Source organism: Exiguobacterium sp. s149, assembly GCF_018618395.1.
In the GTDB taxonomy this organism is placed as follows: Bacteria; Bacillota; Bacilli; order Exiguobacteriales; family Exiguobacteriaceae; genus Exiguobacterium; species Exiguobacterium chiriqhucha.
The window spans coordinates 16,377-38,578 of record NZ_JACSLZ010000004.1 but is presented as its reverse complement, the minus strand read 5'-3'; the positions used below and the strand labels follow the sequence as shown (position 1 = coordinate 38,578).

General features: G+C 52.8%; 17 protein-coding genes. All 17 read left to right on the top strand.

Going from position 1 to position 22,202, the window contains the following annotated elements:
- Positions 1-32 precede the first annotated feature (32 nt).
- The 17 genes from KNP81_RS06790 to KNP81_RS06710 all read left to right on the top strand — a co-directional run bounded on the left by KNP81_RS06790 (position 33) and on the right by KNP81_RS06710 (position 22,187).
- Positions 33-1,733 (top strand): proline--tRNA ligase, encoded by a 1,701-nt coding sequence (locus tag KNP81_RS06790; RefSeq protein WP_214719416.1) that lies wholly within the window; start codon positions 33-35, stop codon positions 1,731-1,733.
- Positions 1,734-1,808: 75 nt separating this feature from the next.
- Positions 1,809-6,101: a PolC-type DNA polymerase III gene (locus KNP81_RS06785; RefSeq protein ID WP_214719415.1), complete on the top strand. Its 4,293-nt coding sequence runs from the start codon at positions 1,809-1,811 to the stop codon at positions 6,099-6,101.
- A gap of 119 nt (positions 6,102-6,220) precedes the next feature.
- Positions 6,221-6,691, top strand: coding sequence for a ribosome maturation factor RimP (gene rimP, locus KNP81_RS06780; protein WP_021067156.1), 471 nt, complete (start codon positions 6,221-6,223; stop codon positions 6,689-6,691).
- 12 nt (positions 6,692-6,703) lie between these two features.
- On the top strand, positions 6,704-7,870 hold the full coding sequence (nusA, locus tag KNP81_RS06775; protein ID WP_114165576.1) for a transcription termination factor NusA: 1,167 nt from the start codon (positions 6,704-6,706) through the stop codon (positions 7,868-7,870).
- Positions 7,871-7,872: 2 nt separating this feature from the next.
- Positions 7,873-8,145, top strand: a complete 273-nt coding sequence (gene rnpM / locus KNP81_RS06770; RefSeq protein WP_483297929.1) for an RNase P modulator RnpM — start codon at positions 7,873-7,875, stop codon at positions 8,143-8,145.
- Positions 8,142-8,438 carry a YlxQ family RNA-binding protein gene (locus KNP81_RS06765; RefSeq protein ID WP_021067159.1) on the top strand — a complete coding sequence of 99 codons (297 nt, stop codon included), beginning with the start codon at positions 8,142-8,144 and terminating at the stop codon, positions 8,436-8,438. Before rnpM ends, KNP81_RS06765 begins: the two co-directional genes overlap by 4 nt.
- A gap of 21 nt (positions 8,439-8,459) precedes the next feature.
- Entirely contained in the window at positions 8,460-10,694 is a 2,235-nt protein-coding gene (gene infB, locus KNP81_RS06760) for a translation initiation factor IF-2 (RefSeq protein ID WP_214719412.1), read from the top strand.
- An 18-nt stretch (positions 10,695-10,712) separates the two neighbouring features.
- Positions 10,713-11,063: a 30S ribosome-binding factor RbfA gene (rbfA, locus tag KNP81_RS06755; protein WP_021067161.1), complete on the top strand. Its 351-nt coding sequence runs from the start codon at positions 10,713-10,715 to the stop codon at positions 11,061-11,063.
- 48 nt (positions 11,064-11,111) lie between these two features.
- On the top strand, positions 11,112-12,020 hold the full coding sequence (truB, locus tag KNP81_RS06750) for a tRNA pseudouridine(55) synthase TruB (protein ID WP_214719411.1): 909 nt from the start codon (positions 11,112-11,114) through the stop codon (positions 12,018-12,020).
- A 15-nt stretch (positions 12,021-12,035) separates the two neighbouring features.
- On the top strand, positions 12,036-12,962 hold the full coding sequence (locus tag KNP81_RS06745) for a bifunctional riboflavin kinase/FAD synthetase (protein ID WP_214719410.1): 927 nt from the start codon (positions 12,036-12,038) through the stop codon (positions 12,960-12,962).
- Between the two features lie 124 nt (positions 12,963-13,086).
- Positions 13,087-13,356 carry a 30S ribosomal protein S15 gene (gene rpsO, locus KNP81_RS06740; protein WP_015881433.1) on the top strand — a complete coding sequence of 90 codons (270 nt, stop codon included), beginning with the start codon at positions 13,087-13,089 and terminating at the stop codon, positions 13,354-13,356.
- A 132-nt stretch (positions 13,357-13,488) separates the two neighbouring features.
- Positions 13,489-15,705, top strand: coding sequence for a polyribonucleotide nucleotidyltransferase (gene pnp / locus KNP81_RS06735; protein ID WP_021067164.1), 2,217 nt, complete (start codon positions 13,489-13,491; stop codon positions 15,703-15,705).
- A gap of 50 nt (positions 15,706-15,755) precedes the next feature.
- Complete coding sequence (locus KNP81_RS06730; protein ID WP_214719409.1) at positions 15,756-16,973, top strand: M16 family metallopeptidase; 1,218 nt, start codon at positions 15,756-15,758, stop codon at positions 16,971-16,973.
- Between the two features lie 83 nt (positions 16,974-17,056).
- Entirely contained in the window at positions 17,057-18,517 is a 1,461-nt protein-coding gene (locus tag KNP81_RS06725; protein WP_251130300.1) for a UDP-N-acetylmuramoyl-L-alanyl-D-glutamate--2,6-diaminopimelate ligase, read from the top strand.
- A 3-nt stretch (positions 18,518-18,520) separates the two neighbouring features.
- The gene (locus KNP81_RS06720; protein ID WP_214719407.1) at positions 18,521-19,774 is read left to right on the top strand and encodes a lipid II:glycine glycyltransferase FemX; all 1,254 of its coding nucleotides are present in this window, start codon (positions 18,521-18,523) and stop codon (positions 19,772-19,774) included.
- Positions 19,771-20,424, top strand: coding sequence for a M15 family metallopeptidase (locus KNP81_RS06715; protein WP_214719406.1), 654 nt, complete (start codon positions 19,771-19,773; stop codon positions 20,422-20,424). The genes KNP81_RS06720 and KNP81_RS06715 overlap by 4 nt, the downstream gene beginning before the upstream one ends.
- Before the next feature lie 95 nt (positions 20,425-20,519).
- Complete coding sequence (locus KNP81_RS06710) at positions 20,520-22,187, top strand: ribonuclease J (RefSeq protein ID WP_021067169.1); 1,668 nt, start codon at positions 20,520-20,522, stop codon at positions 22,185-22,187.
- Positions 22,188-22,202: the final 15 nt, after the last annotated feature.

Here is a 22,202-nt window from a genome sequence, read left to right as displayed (position 1 = left end):
AATCGAGTTACAGAAGGGAAACGTTGATACCTATGAAACAATCGAGACTGTTCATGCCTACATTAAGAGAAGTGCCGGCCGATGCGGAAGCCATTAGCCATCAGCTACTCGTCCGTGGGGGTTTCATGCGCCAAAACGCCGCTGGGATTTATTCATATCTCCCACTCGGCCATCGCGTATTACACAATATCCAAACGATTATCCGCGAAGAGATGAACCGGGCCGGAGCGCAAGAGTTGCTCATGCCTGCGATTCAACCGGCTGAACTATGGGAAGAAACGGGACGCTGGGGCATTTATGGTCCAGAATTGATGCGATTGACGGACCGTCATGACCGTCGTTTCGCACTCGGTGCGACCCATGAGGAACTCATTACGTCAATCGTGCGCGATGAACTCAATTCGTATAAAAAGCTACCGGTCAACTTGTACCAGATTCAAACGAAGTATCGCGACGAACGTCGTCCGCGTTTCGGATTGCTCCGGGGCCGTGAGTTCTTGATGAAAGACTCTTACTCGTTCCACGCGACGCAAGACGACTTGGACGAAGAGTACAAAAATATGTATCAAGCCTACTCGAACATCTTTGACCGCATCGGCTTGAAATATCGTCCAGTCGTGGCCGATTCTGGTGCCATTGGTGGGAAAGATACACACGAGTTCCAAGCGCTCGCCGAAATCGGTGAAGATACGATTGTTTATACGGATTCATCGACGTATGCGGCGAACATCGAGATGGCGGAAACGCTCGACCGCTATGACATGCAAGTGGCCGACGTGCTCGCCCTCGACAAGGTCGACACGAAAGACAATAAGACGATTGAAGATGTGGCGCGTTTCTTGAACGTCGATCCGAAGACGACGATCAAGTCGGTTCTCTTCAACGTCGATGGCGAGACGGTCATGGCCATCGTTCGAGGTGATCACGAGGCGAACGACGTCAAAGTGAAGAACGCCCTCGGTGGACTCGACATCCAAATGGAAGAAGAAGCGACGATTATCGACTTGTTCGGCTGTGAGCCGGGCACGCTCGGACCGATTCATTCACCGGTCAAAGTCGTGGCTGATTACGCCGTCAAATATTTGGTCGACGCGGTATGTGGCGCCAACGAGGCGAACACCCATTATACGCACGTCAACGCCGAACGCGACTTGTCGCATTTGACGTATCACGACCTCCGTTTCGTCGTCGAAGGCGACATGGCACCTGACGAGTCGGGTCCGGTCCGCTTCGCCCGCGGGATTGAAGTCGGACAAGTGTTCAAGCTCGGCACGCGCTATTCAGAAGCGATGGGCGCGACGTTCTTGAACGAAGAAGGTCGGGCCGAACCGCTCATCATGGGCTGTTACGGCATCGGCGTCTCGCGGACGTTGTCGGCCGTCATCGAGCAACATCATGACGATCGCGGAATCGTCTGGCCGAAGAGCGTCGCTCCGTTCGATGTGCATTTGATTGCCATCAACACGAAAGACGAGGCGCAAGTCGAACTCGCGAACCGTTTATACGATGAGCTGTCATCGACGTACGATGTGTTGTATGATGACCGTAAAGAACGGGCTGGCGTCAAGTTTGCCGATGCTGATTTGATCGGTCTTCCGATTCGTATCAACGTCGGGAAAAAAGCGAGCGAAGGAATCGTCGAAGTGAAAGTACGTGCCACTGGCGAAGTCCTCGAGACGACAGTCGATGAGTTGCCACGTGTCATCACGACGCAACTGAACGAAGCCAAATGATCGATGAAGGTGACGGTTTCTTGCCGTCACCTTCATTTTTCGACATTGAATGATAAAAGGGGGGACTTCTTACCCGTGGAAGCTAATCAAAAAATGCAATTGCTCTTGGGTGACCTCGGCATCACGACCGAAACGGATCAGTTCGACGGAGCAGAGTTATCACGACTCGTCGTCAACAAGCAACGTCGGACGTGGACGTTTTATTTCCAATTACAACACGTGTTGCCGTATGAGGTGTACCAACTGTTCATGAGCCGGCTCGAGAGTCGTTATGCGACGTTCGCGGACGAGGTATATGCGCGGTTCACGACGACGTCAGGTGGGGGCGAACAGGACTATATCGACTATTGGCCCCGGATCGTCAGTGAGCTGAGTCAAGTGTCAGGCGCGATGCGCAGTTATTTCGCATCGGTCGCACCGCGCTTCGAGCAGAACAAATTGCTCATCCCGGTGCGCTCGGCCCCTGAGGCGAACTATGTCGATAAAGAGCTATGCCAAGAAGTCCAAGCGCTCTACAGCGCCTACGGCTTTATGAAAAAACCATGCCAAGCGCTGTTCTCAGAAAATGAAGAAGCGAACCAAGCGTTGCGCGAACAAGTCGTCCAAGAAGATTTGGAACAGGCGAAGCTCGCACTAGCGGCGCAGTTCGCCAAGTCGACCGAGACGAACGATGAGCCGGTCACTGAAGTGCGGATGGGTGCCTTGATTAAAGACGAGATTGTCCCAATCAAGACGATTATCGAAGAAGAACGACGCGTCGCCATCCGTGGCCTCGTCTTCTCGGCCGAACGGAAAGAACTGAAGAGCGGGAAGAAACTGTTCACGTTCAAGATGACGGACTATACCGATTCACTCATCGTCAAAGTGTTCGCGCGCGATGATGACGATGACCGTATGCTAAGTGCCGTCAAAAAAGGCATGTGGATTCAAGCGGCCGGTCGGGTCGAGGATGACAGTTTCATGCGCGAACTGTGCATGATGGCGTCACAACTGCAAGAAGTGAAAGTCGAACCGGTCCGGGACGAATGGGCCGGTGAGAAACGTGTCGAACTGCACGCGCACACGCAGATGAGCCAGATGGACGCGGTCACGAACGTGTCGGCACTGGTCGCACGAGCAGCGAAATGGGGCCACCGTGCCATCGCCATCACGGACCATGCCGGTGTCCAGTCGTTCCCAGAAGCCTATTACGCCGGGAAAAAGAATGACATTAAAGTACTGTTCGGGGTCGAGGCGAACGTCGTCAATGACGGCGTACCGGTCGCTTATCATCCGACCGACGTCCCGCTCGACGATGCGACGTACGTCGTCTTCGACGTCGAGACGACGGGACTTTCGGCCGTCTACAATAAAATCATCGAGCTCGCGGGCGTCAAAATCAAGGACGGAGAGATTATCGACCGCTTCGAGGCGTTCGCCGATCCGAAGCATCCGCTCTCGGCCACGACGATCGAACTGACGGGTATCACCGATGACATGGTCCATGGCCAACCCGATCCGGAAGTCATCGCCAAGCAGTTCGTCGATTGGTGCGGGGACGGCATTCTCGTCGCCCATAACGCATCGTTTGACATGGGCTTCCTTGAGGCGACACTCCGGAGCGGTGGGCACGAGCCGGATGACTATCCGGTCATCGACACGCTCGAGCTCGCCCGGACGATTTTACCGACACTCAAGAACCACCGTCTCAACACGCTCGCGAAGCGATTCGATATCGAGTTGACGCAACATCACCGCGCCATCTATGATGCCGAGGCGACGGCGTATTTGCTCATGAAGCTACTCGAGCTCGCCAAACAGATGTTTGAGATGGAAACGCATCGCTCGCTGAACGCGAAAGTCGGGAGCGACGTCTCGAAGATTCGTCCGTTCCATGCGACAATTTATGCGAAAACGAAAAAACCGGGACTCCGGAACTTATACGAACTGATTTCTTTGTCGCACATTGACTACTTGTTCCGGATGGCACGCATGCCGCGCTCGGAGATTATCAAGCGCCGTGAGGGCCTCTTGATCGGTTCGGCGTGCGACAACGGCGAGATTTTCGATGCCGCCCTGAACAAGTCTGACGAAGAACTTGAGAAGATGATGGCGTTTTACGATTTCATCGAGATTCACCCGCCGGCGCTCTATATGCACCTCATCGATAAAGAGATCGTCGCCAACGAACTCGAGTTGCGTGAAATCATCAAACGGATCATTCGTGTCGCTGATCAGGCCGGACTGCCTGTCTGTGCGACCGGCAACGTCCACTATCTCGACCGGACGGACCGCTCGTATCGGGAGATTTTGATTCGGACGCAAGGTGGCGCCAACTTCATCAACACGCGGAAAGAACTGCCGCACGCCCATTTCCGGACGACGAAAGAGATGATGGAGGACTTCAAATTCCTCGGGGACGAGCTCGCCCGTGAAATCGTCATCACGAACCCGAACGCAATCGCCGATCAAATCGAGTCGATTCAAATCATCCCGGACGACTTGTATACGCCGAAGATTGAAGGGGCCGACGATGAAGTCCGGAATATGAGTTATGATATGGCCCGTTCGATTTATGGAGAACAACTGCCGGAAATCGTCGAGGCTCGGCTCGAGAAAGAGTTGAAGTCGATTATCGGTCACGGGTTTGCGGTCATTTATTTAATCTCGCATAAACTCGTGAAGAAATCGCTCGATGACGGCTATCTCGTTGGGTCACGTGGTTCGGTTGGATCGAGTTTCGTTGCGACGATGACCGAAATCACCGAGGTCAATCCGCTGCCACCGCATTACGTCTGTCCGAAGTGTCAACATTCCCACTTCTTCGACGACGGATCGGTCGGGTCCGGGTATGACCTTCCCGACAAGCAATGTCCGGAGTGTGGGACTTGGTATACGAAGGACGGGCACGATATCCCGTTCGAGACGTTCCTTGGTTTCAAAGGGGACAAAGTGCCGGATATCGATTTGAACTTCTCGGGTGAATATCAACCGCACGCCCACGCCTACACGAAAGTGTTGTTCGGTGAAGAGTATGTGTATCGTGCCGGTACAATCGGGACGATTGCCGATAAGACGGCGTACGGGTACGTGAAAGGCTATGCGACCGAGAACGATAAGATTTATCGGAATGCCGAGGTCGACCGGCTCGTCTCGGGTGTCACCGGCGTCAAACGGACGTCCGGGCAACACCCGGGGGGGATTATCGTCGTCCCGGACTATATGGACATCGCCGAAATCTCGCCAATCCAATATCCGGCCGATGATAAGTCGTCCGAATGGAAGACGACCCACTTCGACTTCCACTCGATTCATGACAACTTGCTCAAACTCGATATTCTCGGTCACGATGATCCGACCGCCATCCGGATGCTCCAAGATTTGTCCGGTATCGATCCGAAGACGATTCCGACGGACGACCCGACGGTCATGAAAATCTTTTCGTCGCCGGAAGTACTCGGTGTCACGCCGGAACAAATCGAATCGAAGACGGGTACGCTAGGGATTCCAGAGTTCGGAACGAAGTTCGTCCGGCAGATGCTCGAAGAGACGAAACCGTCGACGTTCTCCGAACTCGTTCAAATTTCGGGACTGTCTCACGGGACAGATGTCTGGATTGGGAACGCGAACGAACTCATCTATAACGGGACGTGTGAATTGAAAGACGTCATCGGTTGTCGTGATGACATCATGGTCTACTTGATTTATGCGGGCCTCGAACCGTCATTCGCTTTCAAAATCATGGAGTCGGTACGGAAAGGGAAAGGTTTGTCGGAAGACATGGAGACGGAGATGCGGGCCAATGATGTCCCGGAATGGTACATCTCGTCTTGTAAGAAAATCAAGTATATGTTCCCGAAAGCGCACGCCACAGCGTACGTGCTCATGGCCGTCCGGATTGCCTACTTCAAAGTGCATCATCCGATTCTATATTACGCGACGTACTTCACGGTCCGGGCCGGCGACTTCGATTTGTCGGCGATGATTAAAGGGTCACAGGCCGTGCGTAAAGCGATGTCGGATATCCGTGAAAAAGGATTTGAAGCCACGGCGAAAGACAAAGGTCTCCACACCGTGCTCGAGCTCGCACTCGAGATGTTAGAGCGCGGCATGAAGTTCCAGAACATCGATTTGTACCGTTCGAGCGCGACCGAGTTCTTGATTGAAGGAAACACGCTCATCCCGCCGTTCAATGCGGTCGATGGTCTCGGTACGAATGCGGCGAAAGCGATTGTCGATGCACGTGCCGAAGGACAGTTTTTATCGAAAGAAGACTTGCGCAAACGGGCCAAGTTGTCGAAGACGATCGTCGAGACGCTCGATACGATGAAATGTCTCGAAGGCCTCCCGGATGAGAACCAACTCTCGTTCTTTGATTTTGGGGTGTAAGTTGCGAAAAACCGGGAAAATATGATATATTGGTATCGAACAATGTTGGATACTACGACGGAAAGGAGTAGGGAACCCTACTCCTTTCTTGTATGTAAAAGCCAGAAGGAGGGATGAGAGTGTCCAAAATAACAGAAGTCGTCGAAGCGATCGCGTTGCCGATCGTGGAGCGTGAGAACATGGAATTGGTCGATGTCGAATTCGTGAAAGAAGGGCCAGACTGGTTCTTGCGCGTCTATATCGACAAGCCGGGGGGCGTCGATTTAGATGATTGCGTCAACATCAACGAACAACTCTCGGAAAAACTAAACGATAGCGATCCGATCGAACAAGCCTATTATCTTGACGTCTCGAGTCCCGGTGCCGAACGACCGCTGAAGAAGCCGACCGACTTTGAACGCGCGATTGGAAAAAACGTCTATATCAAGACGTTTGCCCCGATTGAAGGTGCCAAAGAGTTCGAAGGGATTTTGACGGAATATGACGGCGAGACCGCCATCGTCGAGACACGCATCAAGACAAGAAAAAAAGCGATATCGCTACCGGTAGACAAAATTGCACAAGCCCGCCTAGCGGTCACATTTAGTTAAGGAGAGGTAAAGATGGGGCCACAATTACTCACAACAATCGAACAGATTGCTAACGAAAAAGGAATCGAGAAGGAGATTATCATCGATGCACTTGAGCAGGCGCTCATTTCGGCATACCGCCGAAACGTCGCCAACCCGAATGAAAACGTAAAAGTTGAATTCGACCAAGTGACCGGTGATATTCGCGTCTTCGCACTTCTCGAAGTCGTTGAACGTCTCTCGCATCCCGAGCAACAATTGTCGCTCGAAGAAGCGCATGAGATTGACCCGAACTATGAGTTAGGGGATTTCCATAAAGAAGAAGTCACACCGAGCGACTTCGGTCGCGTCGCGGCGATGACAGCCAAACAAGTCGTCACGCAAAAGATGCGGGAAGCCGAGCGCGAGCGCATCTATAACCATTTCGTCGATAAAGAAGACGAGATCATGACGGGGATTGTGGAACGGTTCGACCCACGCAACTTGTATATCGGTCTTGAAAACAATATCGAAGCGGTGCTCACACCGAACGAGCAGATGCCGAATGAATCGTACCAGATTCATGACCGCATCAAGGTGTATGTCACAAAAGTCGATTCGACGACGAAAGGGTCTGGAGCAGCCATTCAAGTTTCGCGGACGCATCCAGGTCTGTTGCGTCGCCTGTTCGAGCTCGAAGTGCCAGAAATCGCGAGCGGAACGGTCGACGTCATGTCGGTCTCACGCGAAGCGGGTGATCGCTCGAAGATTGCTGTTCATTCAGACATCGTCGATCCAGTCGGTGCTTGTGTCGGTCCGAAAGGGCAACGGGTCCAAACAATCGTCGATGAGCTCAACGGTGAGAAAATCGATATCGTTCGTTGGTCGAACGACCCAAAAGAGTTCGTGAAAAACGCACTCAGCCCGGCTCAAGTCGTTGACGTGTACGTCAATGAACCGAATAAATCGACGACGGTCGTCGTGCCAGACTATCAATTGTCACTCGCCATCGGGAAACGTGGTCAAAACGCCCGTCTTGCCGCTAAGTTGACGGGATGGAAAATTGATATCAAGAGCGAGACCGATGCAGAAGGCATGGACTTGTATGATACGTACGCCGAAAAAGTTGAACCGGAGCCAGAAATTGTTCACAATGAAGTGGAACAGACTGACTCGGTTGACGTCGCCCTCGAGCCGACAACGGTGAAAGAAGAGGAATGACCATGAAGCAAAAGAAACTTCCTTTGCGCAAATGTGTGGTCACGCAAGAAATGTTACCGAAACAAGCGTTGATTCGTGTCGTTCGGACGCCGGAAGGTGACGTCGTCATCGATACGTCCGGTAAATTGAACGGACGTGGTGCGTATTTGTCGAAAGATGCGGATGTGATTCGTTTAGCAGAGAAAAAACGGGCACTCGATCATCATTTAAAAGTCAAGACGAGTGACGCGCTTTATGAGCAGCTGCTTCAAGCTGTCACAGGAGCCGAATCATGAGTCAGTGGGAATCATTGTTAGGCCTTGCCGCACGTGCGAGGAAAGTAACGATGGGAGAAGAGTTTGTGTTGAAGGATGTGCGAGCTGGCCGAGCCAAGCTTGTCATCCTTGCCGGAGATGCAGGAGCGTCTACGAGAAAACGGGTTACCGACAAGTGTACATCGTATGGTGTTCCATTGATTGAAGTGAGCGACCGATATACGATCGGGGCTGCTTTAGGTAAAGACATGCGAGTCGTCGTGTCTGTGACAGAATCCGGATTTGCGAACAAGCTTAAGCAACTTCTCTCTTAACTATTAACGGAGGTGGATGCTTTGGGAAAACGCGTCTATGAATTTGCAAAAGAACAGAATGTAACAAGTAAACAAGTCATTACTCAGCTCGAGAAAATGAACAAGCCAGTGAAAAACCACATGGCTGTCTTAGATGAGGAGTCGGTCAAGCAACTCGACCGTGTCTTCAATCCTGAGAAATACCGTTCGGCTGACAAGCAAGAAAAGCCAGCTGCAACGAAACCAGCTGAAACGAAGTCTGCCGAGTCAAAACCCGCTGACACGAAGCCTGCTGCCAAGCAAGAAGCACCGAAAGCACGCCCACAAGCGTCTAGCGGTCAAAGCAACCAAGCTGGCAACCGTGGTGGCAACCGTTTCGGCAACAACCGCAACGACAACCGCAACAAAAAGCGCGGTGGTAAATTCAAAGGCAAGCCTGCGAAAGCAGCTGTGCCGTTAGAAGCGGATCCAAATTCGAAAACGAGTCAGCGTAAAGCAGCTCGTTTAGCGCAAGAGTCTGAAATGGGCAACGTCATCAAGTACGATGATGTCCTCAGCGTATCGGACCTCGCTGCGAAGATGGATAAAAAGCCAAACGAGATCATCATGAAGTTGATGGGTCTTGGTGTCATGGCGACAATCAACCAAACACTTGATGACGAGACGATTGAGTTGCTTGCAACTGAATTCGGTTATGAAGTTGAGAAAGAAGTACTCATCGATGAGACGGACTTTGAAGAAGTAGAAATCGACTTCTCTGAGTATGAGCTTGTTGAGCGTCCAGCTGTCGTCACAATCATGGGTCACGTCGACCACGGTAAGACAACACTTCTTGACTCGATCCGCAACACGAAAGTCGTTGCTGGTGAAGCCGGAGGAATCACGCAGCACATCGGTGCTTATCAAGTTGAAGTCAACGATAAAAAGATCACGTTCCTCGACACACCAGGTCACGCCGCCTTTACGACGATGCGTGCTCGTGGAGCCGAAGTGACGGATATCGCGATTATCGTTGTCGCAGCGGATGACGGCGTCATGCCACAGACAGAAGAAGCCATCTCACATGCGAAAGCGGCTAACGTGCCGATTATCGTCGCTGTGAACAAAATGGATAAAGAAGGCGCAAACCCTGACCGCGTCAAACAAGAATTGACAGAGTTCGGTCTTGTACCGGAAGAGTGGGGCGGCGAAACGATTTTCGTACCGATTTCAGCTTTGAAAGACGAAGGAATCGATGAGTTGCTCGAGATGATCTTGCTCGTTTCTGAAGTCGAAGAGTACAAGTCGACGCCTAAAATGCCAGCTCGCGGTTCGGTCATCGAAGCGAAGCTCGACAAAGGTCGCGGTCCTGTCGCCACGCTTCTCGTTCAACACGGGACACTCCGAATTGGTGACTCAATTGTCGTCGGTAGCACGTTTGGACGCGTCCGGGCCATGGTCAACGATATCGGTCGTCGTGTGAAAGAAGTTGGTCCATCGACACCAATCGAAATTACAGGATTGAACGATGTCCCACAAGCGGGTGACCAGTTCATCGTGTTTGAAGATGAGAAGAAAGCACGTGCAATCGGAGAAAAACGTTACCAACGTTACCTCGAATCACAGCGTCGCGAATCGGCTAAAGTTAGTCTTGATGACTTGTTCAGTCGCATTCAAGAAGGCGAAGTCAAAGATTTGAACGTCATCATCAAAGCAGACGTTCAAGGTTCGGCTGAAGCACTCGCTGGTTCACTCCGTAAAATCGACGTCGCAGGCGTTAAAATCAACATCGTCCACCAAGGTGTCGGTGCCATCACAGAAGGTGACGTCATTCTCGCTTCGGCGGCAAATGCGATCATCATCGGATTCAACGTTCGCCCAGATGGTAACGCCCGGTCGATGGCCGAGCAAGAGCATGTTGAAATGCGTCTGCACCGCATCATCTATAACGCAATCGATGAAATCGAGAGCGCGATGAAAGGGATGCTCGACCCTGAGTTCGTTGAAGAAATCACAGGACAAGTTGAAGTCCGTGACGTCTTTAAAGTCTCGAAAGTCGGTACGATTGCCGGCTGTTACGTCACAGAAGGTAAAATCTCACGCGACGCCGGCGTCCGAATCATCCGTAACGGGATTGTTGTGTACGAAGGAAAACTCGATACGCTTCGCCGCTTCAAAGACGACGTTAAAGAAGTCGCGGCAGGCTACGAGTGTGGGATTAAAGTAGAGAAGTTCGACGATATTAAAGTGGAGGACGTCATCGAGGCGTTCATCATGAAAGAAGTCGAACGTAAATAAAGCGAGGAGGGAACACGTATGAACATTCGTGCCCAACGCGTCGCAGAGCAGATGCGTAAAGAGATTACAGATATCTTGCTCCGTGAAGTCAACGACCCACGTACGAAGAACGCTACAATCACGAGCGTTGATGTGACGGGAGATTTGCAGCAAGCGACAGCCTACTACACGGTGCTCGGAGACGACGCCACGGTGAAGGCTGAAACGCAAGCTGGTCTTGATAAGGCGAGCGCATTTATTCGCCGCGAGATCGGAAGCCGCATCCGTCTTCGGAAAACGCCAGAATTGTCGTTCGAATACGATTCATCGGTCGCATATGGTAGCCATATCGATTCATTGATTCGTGACTTAAATCGGAACGACCAATAAATTGAAGGGGGGACTCGCGTCTCCCCTTTTTTGATGGGAGGAATTCAGATGGAACCAACTGGCGTATTGATTTTAGATAAAGACAGCGGCATGACGAGCCACGACTGTGTGTTCAAGCTCCGTAAATTGTTCCAAACGAAAAAAGTCGGACATACCGGCACGCTTGACCCGGAAGTGACCGGTGTCCTACCGATTTGCCTCGGACGGGCGACAAAGCTGTCTCGTTTTCTGACCGATGAAGGCAAACGGTACGCCGCCGAGATTACAATCGGAACAGCGACGATGACGGAGGACGCACATGGCGAGGTCGTCGAGACGCGCGAGGTCGGTCCCGAGGCGTTCACCGCTGCGGAGATCGATCGTGTCCTTGAGAAGCTGACAGGAAAAATCGAGCAAATCCCGCCTTACTTCTCTGCTGTCAAAGTGAACGGTAAGAAATTGTATGAATACGCCCGAAAAGGTCAGACGGTGGACCGACCGCGCCGCATCGTCGAGATTCACCGCCTCGTCCGGACGAATGAGCCGGTCATCGAAGACGGTGTCTGCCGTTTCCGTGTCGACGTCGAGTGTGGCAAAGGGACGTTCATCCGGACGCTCGCCGTTCAAATCGGGGAGCTGCTCGGCTATCCGGCCCATATGAGCGACTTGCGGCGGACCCGGTCTGGTTCGTTTGAGGAAACGGCCGCCGTCACGTTACAGCAACTGGCCGACTTCGAGACGGTCGAGGAACGAATGAACCACCTCATCCCGCTCGAAGAGGTCATCAAACGTTGGCCGGCCATGACGATTCCAGTCAATCGAGAACGGTATATTCGAAACGGAGGTCGTTTGAACGACGTCTCGCTCGAATTTGAACTGTTTACTGTCTATAATGAAGAAGGAATTCCACTTGCCCTCTATCGACGGCTTGACGGAACAACAGACGCAACTGTCGAGGTCATGTTGACTATCGACTAAAGGGGAGATTGAAGTATGGAAACGATCCATCTGACGTATCCTGAGACACCAGACCTGGTCCCTTCGGTCATGGTGCTCGGATTTTTTGACGGCGTCCACACCGGACATCAGGCCGTGATTCGGCATGCGCAGAGGCAAGCAAAACAGCTTGACGTGCCCGTGACCGTCATCACGTTCGACCCGCACCCGAAACAAGTGTTATCGAACAAACCGGATGCGGTCCGTTATATCACACCGCTCCAGCGGAAATTGAACCGGATTGCCGCACTCGGTGTCGAACGATGCATCGTCATCACGTTCACGAAAGAGTTGGCGAGCCTGTCGCCACAACAGTTCGTGGATGACTATTTGATTGGTGCCGGTGCGGTCCATGTGACGGCAGGTTTTGACTACTCGTACGGTAAATTCGGCGAGGGGACGATGGAAACGCTGCCGTATCATGCGCGCGGTCGCTTCACGACCTCGGTCGTCGCCGAACAGACGAGCGGCGGCGAAAAAGTGTCGTCGACACGGATTCGTCAGTTGCTCGGTGCCGGTGATGTCGAAGTGGCGAGTGAATTGCTCGGTACGCCGTACGTTATCTGCGGGGAAGTCATCCACGGTGACGCCCGAGGCCGGACGATCGGCTACCCGACGGCGAACGTCGTCATGGACGCATCGTATGTTATGCCTCGTCTAGGCGTCTACGCGACGCGTGTACGGCTTCAGGACGGTCGGACGTTCGACGCGATGACGAACGTCGGTCGGCGGCCGACGTTCTATGCGACCGGTGACGTCTCAATCGAGAGCCACTTGTTCGACTTCTCGGAAGATTTATACGGACAATTGATTGAAATCGAATGGATGCACTATTTACGGGACGAGCGGGCGTTCGACGGACTCGACTCGCTCATCGCCCAACTCAAGCAAGATGAGACGGCCGCTCGGGCAATCCTGTCTTGACTTTGGATGGGTGGTACGGTATCCTATTTTGGTACGCAAAGTACACCGCTTCGCTTGGCTGATCGATTCACCAACGTCGGCTCGGCAACGCGGCAATTTTCTATTAAATGGAGGTGGAGAGGCAATGGCACTCTCAAAAGAACGTAAGAACGAAATCATCGCGGAATACGCGACAAAACAAGGTGACACTGGTTCACCGGAAGTTCAAGTTGCAGTATTGACTGAACAAATCAACACTTTAAACGATCATCTTCGTACACACAAGAAAGACCACCACTCACGTCGCGGTCTTTTGAAAATGGTTGGACGTCGCCGTAACTTGCTTACGTACCTTCGTAACAAGGACGTTACACGTTACCGTGAATTGATTCAACGCCTTGGTCTCCGTCGTTAATCCGAACGGACCATGTGACGGGCTGGGACACTTGTTCCTAGTCCGTTTCTTCTTTTTTAGGAGGAAAATCATTAGACATTCATATGAATGAGTTACATAATAAACTAGATAAGGTTTGAGAGGAGAATGTTCATGTTAGGTACGAAACAAGTATTTTCTACAGAATGGGGCGGGCGTCCGCTGTCTGTAGAAGTCGGGCAACTTGCGAAACAAGCAAACGGCTCGGCACTCGTCCGTTATGGGGACACGGTCGTGCTCGCCACGGTCACAGCATCGAAAGCGCCGAAGGATTTAGATTTCTTCCCGCTCACGGTCAACTATGAAGAAAAATTATACTCGGTCGGTAAAATTCCAGGAGGTTTCCTCCGTCGGGAAGGTCGTCCTGGGGAGAACGCGATTTTGACATCGCGCCTCATCGACCGTCCGATCCGTCCGCTTTTCCCGGATGGCTTCCGTCATGATATCCAAGTGATGATTTACGTCATGTCGAACGACCCGGACTGCCCAGCTGAGATGGCCGGCATGCTCGGAACGTCAATCGCACTCTCGATTTCAGACATCCCGTTCGATGGCCCAATCGCCGGTGCGACAGTCGGACGCGTCAACGGTGAGTTCGTCGTCAACCCGACGACGGCTCAGCTCGAACAGACAGACCTCGAACTCCAAGTCGCCGGAACGGCAACTGCAATCAACATGGTTGAAGCAGGCGCCAACGAAGTACCGGAAGACGTCATGCTCGAGTCAATCTTGTTCGGTCATGAAGAAATCAAGAAATTGGTCGCTTTCCAAACGGAAATCGTCGAAGCTGTCGGGAAACCGAAGTTCGAATACACGGTATCGAAGTTTGATGACGCCTTGACGGCTGAGCTTGAAGCAGCTCGTCCAGAAATCAACGCTGCGGTTCAAGTCGAAGAGAAGCATGCGCGTGACGCAGCAATCAACGAAGTGATTGCCAAGTACGTCGCCATCTACGAAGAGCGCCTCGTCGACGAGCCGGCCAAGTTGAAAGAAGTGTCTGGCATCTTGAACAAATTTGTCAAAGATGAAGTTCGCCGTCTCATCACGGTCGATAAAGTTCGTCCGGACGGTCGTCGCCCTGAAGTCATCCGTCCACTTGCGTCGGAAACGGGCTTATTGCCACGCGCCCATGGCGTTGGGTTGTTCACACGTGGACAAACACAAGTCATGTCGGTGGCGACACTCGGCGTCATCGGAGATGCTCAAATCATCGACGGCATCGGTCTCGAAGAGAACAAGCGCTTCATGCACCATTACAACTTCCCGCCGTTCTCGGTCGGAGAAGCTCGTCCGGTGCGTGCGCCAGGTCGTCGTGAAATCGGTCACGGTGCCCTCGGAGAACGTGCGTTGCTCCCGGTCATCCCGAAAGAAGCCGACTTCCCGTACACGATTCGTCTCGTCTCGGAAGTACTCGAGTCGAACGGTTCAAGTTCACAGGCGTCAATCTGTGGCTCGACACTCGCTCTCATGGATGCAGGGGTTCCAATTAAGGCACCGGTTGCCGGGATTGCGATGGGTCTCATCATGGAAGGCGAACATTACACGGTTCTCACGGACATCCAAGGACTCGAAGATCACCTCGGTGACATGGACTTCAAAGTCGCTGGAACGAAAGACGGGATCACGGCGCTCCAAATGGATATCAAAATCGCCGGAATCACGCGTGAGATTTTGGAAGAGGCACTCGAACAAGCACGTTCAGGCCGTCTCCACATCTTGAACCATATGCTTGAGACGCTCGACGCACCGCGTCCGCAGTTGTCGAAGTATGCACCGAAAATCGTGACGATGACGATCAATCCGGATAAGATCCGCGATGTGATTGGACCGGGCGGGAAGATGATTAACAGCATCATCGACCAAACGGGCGTCAAAATCGATATCGAGCAAGACGGAACGGTCTTCATCGCGTCGACCGATCAAGATGGCATCGATATGGCGATGGCCCTTATCGGCGACATCGTCCGTGAAGTCGTCGTCGGCGAAGAGTTCGATGCAACGGTCCGCCGCATCGAGAAGTTCGGTGCGTTCGTCGAATTGTTCAAAGGGAAAGACGCGCTCGTCCACGTCTCTGAGTTCAGCTTAGAGCGTGTCGCGAACGTCGAAGACGTCGTTAAACTCGGCGATACAATCAAAGTCCGTGTGACAGAGATTGACGACAAAGGCCGAGTCAATGCCTCACACAAAGTGCTCATCCTTGAAGGATTGTCACCGGAAGAACGTGAAGCATACGAAGCAAAACGTAAAGCGCAGCGCGAAAGCCGTCCACCACGTGACAGCCGTCCGCCGCGTCGTGACGGAGACCGTCGTCCGCCACGCTCGACAAACTAATCATGATGGCCATCGTCTGGTGCGATGGCCTTTTTCATAGGAGTGATAACATGGAATGGATCACATTAGACAACGGCGTCCGCATCGTGATTGAACCGATGACAGATGTCCGCAGCACGTCGACCGGTGTCTTTATCAAAGCCGGAACTCGCACCGAAGACATGACCGAGATTGGCATCAGCCACTTGATTGAACATATGTTATTTAAAGGAACGAAGACGAGAACGGCAAAAGAGATTGCGTCGTTCTTCGATGAGCTCGGGGGCAGCGTCAACGCGTTCACGTCGAAAGATCACACGTGCTATTACGTGAAGACGCTTGACGAGCACGCGGTCATCGCGTTCGATGCGCTCGCCGACATGCTATTCGATTCGTTATTTGACGAGACGGAGCTCGAGAAAGAGAAGCGGGTCGTCTTAGAAGAGATTAAAATGTATGAGGACACACCGGAAGACCTCGTCCACGAGCTGCTCGCGAAAGCCGTCTATAAGGACGACATCCTCGCCGAACCGATTCTCGGGACGGAAGCGAGCGTCCTCAGCCTATCGCGAGACCAACTGCTCCGTTACGTCACTTCGACGTACACGGGCAATCGTGTTGTCGTTTCAATTGCCGGGCATGTGACCGATGAATTGATTGAGGCGGTCAAGACAAGGTTTGCCGACCTCCCATCAGGGGAATCTCCGAAAGAATCGACGACTCCGATTTTATACAGTGACGTGATGAAAAAACAGAAAGAGACAGAGCAAGCACACCTCTGTTGGAACTTTGAGGCGATTGCCGCCAAAGATGATCGTCTGCCGCATTTGGCCTTAATGAACAATGCCATCGGGGCCACGATGTCATCGCGTCTTTTCCAGTCGATTCGAGAAGAAGAGGGGCTGGCATACTCGATTTACTCGTACTACACGACGTTCGATGACCATGGGACGTTCACAATTTATATCGGGACATCTCCGGATACGCTCGCCCAAGTCGAGACGATTATGACGCGCGAACTTGAGACGTTGATTGCGGACGGATTGTCCGACGAGGAAGTCGAGAAAGGCAAGCGCCAATTGAAAGGGTCGCTCGTCCTCGGGAATGAGAGTACGAGTGCCCGCATGAACCGAAACGGTCGAAACCTCGTCCTGCTCGACGACGTCGAGGACTTGAACGAGGTGCTCGATAAAATCGATCGCATCGATGTGCATGGTGTCAACGCCTTAATCAGAGAGGTGCTCAGCCACGCCCCTGCCAAATCTTATGTCCTTCCGTCCGAAGACTGACTTGAAACCGAATTGTAAGTTCTCTACACTGATTAAGAGGTATTCTTTACTTTGGACAGGAACAGGTGAAAGAAGGGAAAGACTTGAACTTAACGGATTTAGCTAAACACATTCAATTGATTAATCAACCAAACTTACAAGCCATCCCAGTGACCCATGTGACGACCGACTCGAGAGAAGTCGTCCCTGGGACGCTGTTCGTCGCCATCAAAGGCTATACGGTCGACGGTCATGACTATGCCGAATTGGCGGTCAGCAAAGGGGCCGTAGCCGTCGTCAGCGAGCGTCCGCTCTCGTTAAGCGTACCGAACTTGATCGTGCGCGACAGCACACGATCGGTCGGCCTCTTAGCGTCGGCGTTCTATCAGTATCCGTCTGAACAGATGCGTCTGTTCGGGATCACTGGGACGAACGGCAAGACGACGACAACGACGATTCTGCGCGACGTCCTCACCGAGCTCGGTCATAGCACCGGATTGATTGGCACGGTCGAGGTCCGCATCAACGATACGGTCGTTCCAAGTAAAAATACGACACCGCAAAGCTCAGAGCTACAACAATTGCTCGCCCGGATGCACGCAGAAGGCGTGACCGATGTGATGATGGAAGTGTCATCGCACGGACTCGAACTCGGCCGTGTCATCGGGACGGACTTTGATATCGTCGGATTCACGAACTTGACGCACGACCATCTCGATTTCCACGGCACATTCGAGAACTATGCGCGAGCGAAAGGGCTACTGTTCGCACAGCTCGGACAGATGGCGTCACGTCACAAGGTCGCCGTACTGAACGCAGACGACCCATACAGCAAGCTGTATGAGACGATGACAGGGGCGCGAGTAATTACTTATGCGATTGACGCGATGGCAGACGTGACGGCATCAGATATCGTTCAGACGCTGTCAGAGACGAGCTTTTGCCTCAACTATCAAGGCGAACGCCATCCGTTGACGGTTCAATTCATCGGCCGCTTCAACGTGTATAACATTTTGCTCGCGACAGGTTGCCTACTCGCGGCAGGCTATCGCTTGCCCGAAATCGTCCAGGCGCTCGAAGCGATCCATCCGGCCAAAGGGCGGATGCAACGCCTCGATGTGCCGGGCTATAACGTCTATGCGGATTACGCCCACACGCCCGACGGCATCGAGCAATGCTTGAAGTCGCTCGTCGGCGTGCCGAAAGAGAAGATTGTTTTCTTAATCGGGACAGGCGGAAATCGTGACGTTACGAAGCGGCCGACGATGGGAGAGATGGCCTCGAAGTATGCAGGAACGGTCGTCATCACGACGGACGATCCACGCTATGAAGCCTACGACTCAATCACGAGCGGCATCGCTGCCGGGATGACCCACGACAATTTCGTTGAGATCGGGGACCGCGAAGAGGCGGTCCGCTACGCGGCCAAATTGGCCGAGTCCGATAACATCGTCGTCCTGGCCGGCAAAGGACATGAGAAATATCAAATCATTGGCAATGAGAAAATTCCGCTAGATGAAGAAGCGATCGTCCGAGCGACAATTTTGAAGACGGAGGAATCATGATTTATGGCAGTACAACCGATCACCTTGACAGAAAAAGAGCATGACGAGTTCGTCAAAACACATGACCGTGGGGATTTGCTTCAACTCTCAAGTTGGGCCAACGTCAAACGACAAAACGGCTGGTTCGCCGAGCGGATCGCCGTCGCGACCAATGGTGTGACGAGCGGGGTCGCGTTACTCTTGTTCAAACGCGTACCTAAACTTCCGTTCACGCTTTGCTACGCGCCGCGCGGTTTCGTCGTCGACTATGACGATGTGGCTTCGTTGACCGCGTTGACCGAAGAAGCGAAACGGGTCGCCAAAGCGAATAAAGCGATTACCGTGAAAATCGATCCGAATATCGACCGAGACGAAGTGCCAGGCCTGTTGACGGAAATGGCTAGCCTCGGTTTTAACCATAAAGGATACGGCGGCGGGTTCGATTACGCCCAGCCTCGGTTCACGATGGAGACGGACTTGCGTCCGAGCGAGAAAGAGATTTTTGGCAAGTTCCATCATAAGTTCCGCTATAACGTGCGTTTGGCAGAACGAAAAGGAATCGTCTGCACGGAAGTCGGTCGCGATGGTCTCCAGACGTTCGCGGAGTTGATGAAAGTGACGGGCGAGCGGGACGGCTTTGCCATCCGCGGCCTTGATTACTTTGAGAACTTATACGATTGCCTGCAGCCAGGGGACGCGCGTCTGTTCTTGACGAAACTCGAACCGAAGCTCGCGCTGGACCAACAGATGGCCACGCTCGAAAAAGCCGAACGTGACCTCGGCAAGATTGAACGTTCCCTCGAGACGGAGACGGTCGAGAAGAAACGGACAAGTCTGTTGAACCGTCAAAAGCAGACGGGCGAACAGATTGAAAAGATTAAAGCTGCGTTGCCGGAACTGAACGAGTTGCACGACAAGTACCCGAACGGGCTCGTCTTATCGGGCGGTCTGTTGACGTTAGCCGGCCGACGTTCGTATTACTTGTACGGTGCGTCTTCGAACGAGTTCCGTGACTTCATGCCGAACCACCTCATGCAATGGACGATGATGCAAGCGGCCAAGGCGAGCGGGGCCGAACGCTATGATTTCGGTGGCGTATCGGGCAGCACCGACGCCGATGATGAGTATGCGGGTCTGTATGCGTTCAAATCAGGTTGGGGTAGCGATATGATCGAGAAGGTTGGCGAGTTCGATCTCGTCTTGAATCGTCCGCTCTATTTCGCCCTTGAAACAGGATTACCGCTCGTCAAAGGACTCCGTAAACGGTTGCGCCGATGAAATGGACCGGCGTCTTGACGTTCGCGATGACGGCTTTTTTAGTCGGAATCTTTTTAGCGTATACGTTGTCACGTCCGGGGCCGATGCCATGGGTCGATGAACCGACGTTCGAGGCGGGGATGTGTGAGCGCAACTCGCGCTCGGAAGCGGTCATCGTCGAGCGTAGCGAGAAGGCGTTCGCCAAACTGCATCCGCACGTACGGGAGCGGAGTGAATCGTTCGTGCGGCTAGCCTATTCGTGCCTCGGTCTCGAGGTTCGCCTGACGTCAGGATACCGTTCAGCCGATGAGCAGAACGCCCTGTACGCCCAAGGTCGCTCGAAACCAGGTCAAGTCGTGACGAACGCCAAAGCAGGTGAGAGCTACCATAACTATGGCCTTGCCGTCGACTTCGTCATTATTCACAACAACCGCGCCGACTATGATTTGGAGTCGGACCATAATCGGTCGGATGAACCGGATTGGCAAGAACTAGGGGAGCTCGGTAAGGCGCTCGGCTTCGAATGGGGCGGGGATTGGAGAAGTTTTCCTGATTACCCACACTTACAAATGCACTTCGGTTTGTCGATTCGTCAGCTCGCTTCCGGGAAACGTCCGGATGACAAAGCGACGATGCCGCTTGCCGATGTGATGAAACCTCTCGTCGATTGAACGGAAATGTTGGCATATCAGCAGTTTTCCGATACAATATTCAGTAGCGATAAGTGGACGAAACAGAATATGCAACATCTAGGAGGTTTTTGTTAGTGTCAAAGAAGAAGACAGAGAACGTTAGCGTCTTTGCGCTTGGAGGCGTAGGCGAAATCGGGAAGAACATGTACGTCGTGGAACTAGACGACGACATCTTCGTCATCGATGCCGGCCTTATGTTCCCAGGCGATGAGATGCTCGGGATTGATATCGTCATCCCGGACATTACGTATTTGAAAGAAAATAAAGATCGGGTACGCGCGATTTTCATCACACACGGTCACGAAGACCATATCGGTGGACTCAGCTACGTACTCCGTGATTTGAAACACGTTCCCGTATATGGGACGAAATTGACGCTCGGTTTAATCGAGCTCAAATTGAAAGAGGCTGGCTTATTGAAAGAAGTCGACCTCCGATTGATTGACGCCAAAACGAAATTGACTATCGCTGATCATTTCATCACTTTCTTCCGCGTCAACCACTCGATCCCGGATTGTGTCGGGGTCTGTATCCAAACGTCACAAGGCGCCATCGTTCACACGGGCGACTTCAAGTTTGACTACACACCGGTCGATGGGAAACAGTCAGACTTCAACAAGTTGGCGGCCATCGGCCAACGGGGCGTCCTTTGCCTCTTGTCGGATTCGACGAACGCGGAACGTCCGGGTCAAACCGGTTCGGAATCGCTCGTCGGCGCAGAGTTGAACGACGTCATCTATCAAGCCGAAGGCCGCGTCATCGTCGCGTCATTCGCCTCGAACGTGCACCGTCTGCAACAAGTGTTCGCGGCAGCCGAAGCGAACGACCGTAAAGTGGCCGTCGTCGGCCGCAGCATGGTCAATATCGTCGAAGTGGCCCAGAAGCTGAACTACTTGCGCTTCAAGCCGAAGACGCTCGTCGAGCTTTCACAAGTGAATCGCTTGCCTGACAACAAAGTCGTCATCTTGACGACTGGTTCGCAAGGTGAGCCGATGGCGGCCTTGACGCGCATGGCGCGCAACGCCCATAAACAAGTGAACATCCGCCTGAACGATACGGTCGTCATCGCGGCGACGCCGATTCCGGGGAACGAGAAGTCGGTCTCGAAGACGATTGATTTGCTCTTCCGCTCAGGCGCCAACGTCATCTATAACCAACGCAAAGTACACGTCTCTGGACACGGTTCGGCCGAAGAGCTCAAGCTCATGTTGAACCTCGTCAAACCGAAGTACTTCCTCCCGATTCACGGGGAGTACCGGATGCAGATGGCCCACTCGAAACTCGCCGAGCAAGTCGGTGTGAAGTCGAACAACATCTTCATCGTTGAAAAAGGGGATGTCGTTGAGTTCACGGGCCGCAAAGCCCGGATGAGCCGCAAAGTGCCGGCTGGAAACGTCTTAATCGATGGAATCGGTGTCGGGGACGTCGGGAACATCGTGCTCCGTGACCGTCGTCTCTTGTCGCAAGACGGTGTCGTTCTCTGTGTCGTCACGTTGAACCGGAAACAGAAGAAATTGATTTCAGGACCTGAACTCATCTCGCGTGGATTCGTCTATATGCGTGAATCGGAAGAGATGATTTCAGAAGCGAATCGCATCGTCACAAAACAGATTGAGAAGAGTCTCCAAGCTGGAAGTGATTGGACCGAGTTGAAATCAAATATCCGCGAACGGCTCAGCGTCTATTTGTACGAGCAGACGAAACGTCGTCCGATGATCTTGCCGATCATCATGGAGATTTAAGGAATTGAGATTAAG

What these genes read in the sequence shown, in the direction of transcription:
- KNP81_RS06790 (WP_214719416.1), top strand. Translation starts at nt 33, where the DNA reads ATGAAACAATCGAGACTGTTCATGCCTACATTAAGAGAAGTGCCGGCC.
- nusA (WP_114165576.1), top strand. Translation starts at nt 6,704, where the DNA reads ATGGGGCCACAATTACTCACAACAATCGAACAGATTGCTAACGAAAAA.
- rnpM (WP_483297929.1), top strand. Translation starts at nt 7,873, where the DNA reads ATGAAGCAAAAGAAACTTCCTTTGCGCAAATGTGTGGTCACGCAAGAA.
- KNP81_RS06765 (WP_021067159.1), top strand. Translation starts at nt 8,142, where the DNA reads ATGAGTCAGTGGGAATCATTGTTAGGCCTTGCCGCACGTGCGAGGAAA.
- rbfA (WP_021067161.1), top strand. Translation starts at nt 10,713, where the DNA reads ATGAACATTCGTGCCCAACGCGTCGCAGAGCAGATGCGTAAAGAGATT.
- truB (WP_214719411.1), top strand. Translation starts at nt 11,112, where the DNA reads ATGGAACCAACTGGCGTATTGATTTTAGATAAAGACAGCGGCATGACG.
- KNP81_RS06745 (WP_214719410.1), top strand. Translation starts at nt 12,036, where the DNA reads ATGGAAACGATCCATCTGACGTATCCTGAGACACCAGACCTGGTCCCT.
- rpsO (WP_015881433.1), top strand. Translation starts at nt 13,087, where the DNA reads ATGGCACTCTCAAAAGAACGTAAGAACGAAATCATCGCGGAATACGCG.
- pnp (WP_021067164.1), top strand. Translation starts at nt 13,489, where the DNA reads ATGTTAGGTACGAAACAAGTATTTTCTACAGAATGGGGCGGGCGTCCG.
- KNP81_RS06730 (WP_214719409.1), top strand. Translation starts at nt 15,756, where the DNA reads ATGGAATGGATCACATTAGACAACGGCGTCCGCATCGTGATTGAACCG.
- KNP81_RS06720 (WP_214719407.1), top strand. Translation starts at nt 18,521, where the DNA reads ATGGCAGTACAACCGATCACCTTGACAGAAAAAGAGCATGACGAGTTC.
- KNP81_RS06715 (WP_214719406.1), top strand. Translation starts at nt 19,771, where the DNA reads ATGAAATGGACCGGCGTCTTGACGTTCGCGATGACGGCTTTTTTAGTC.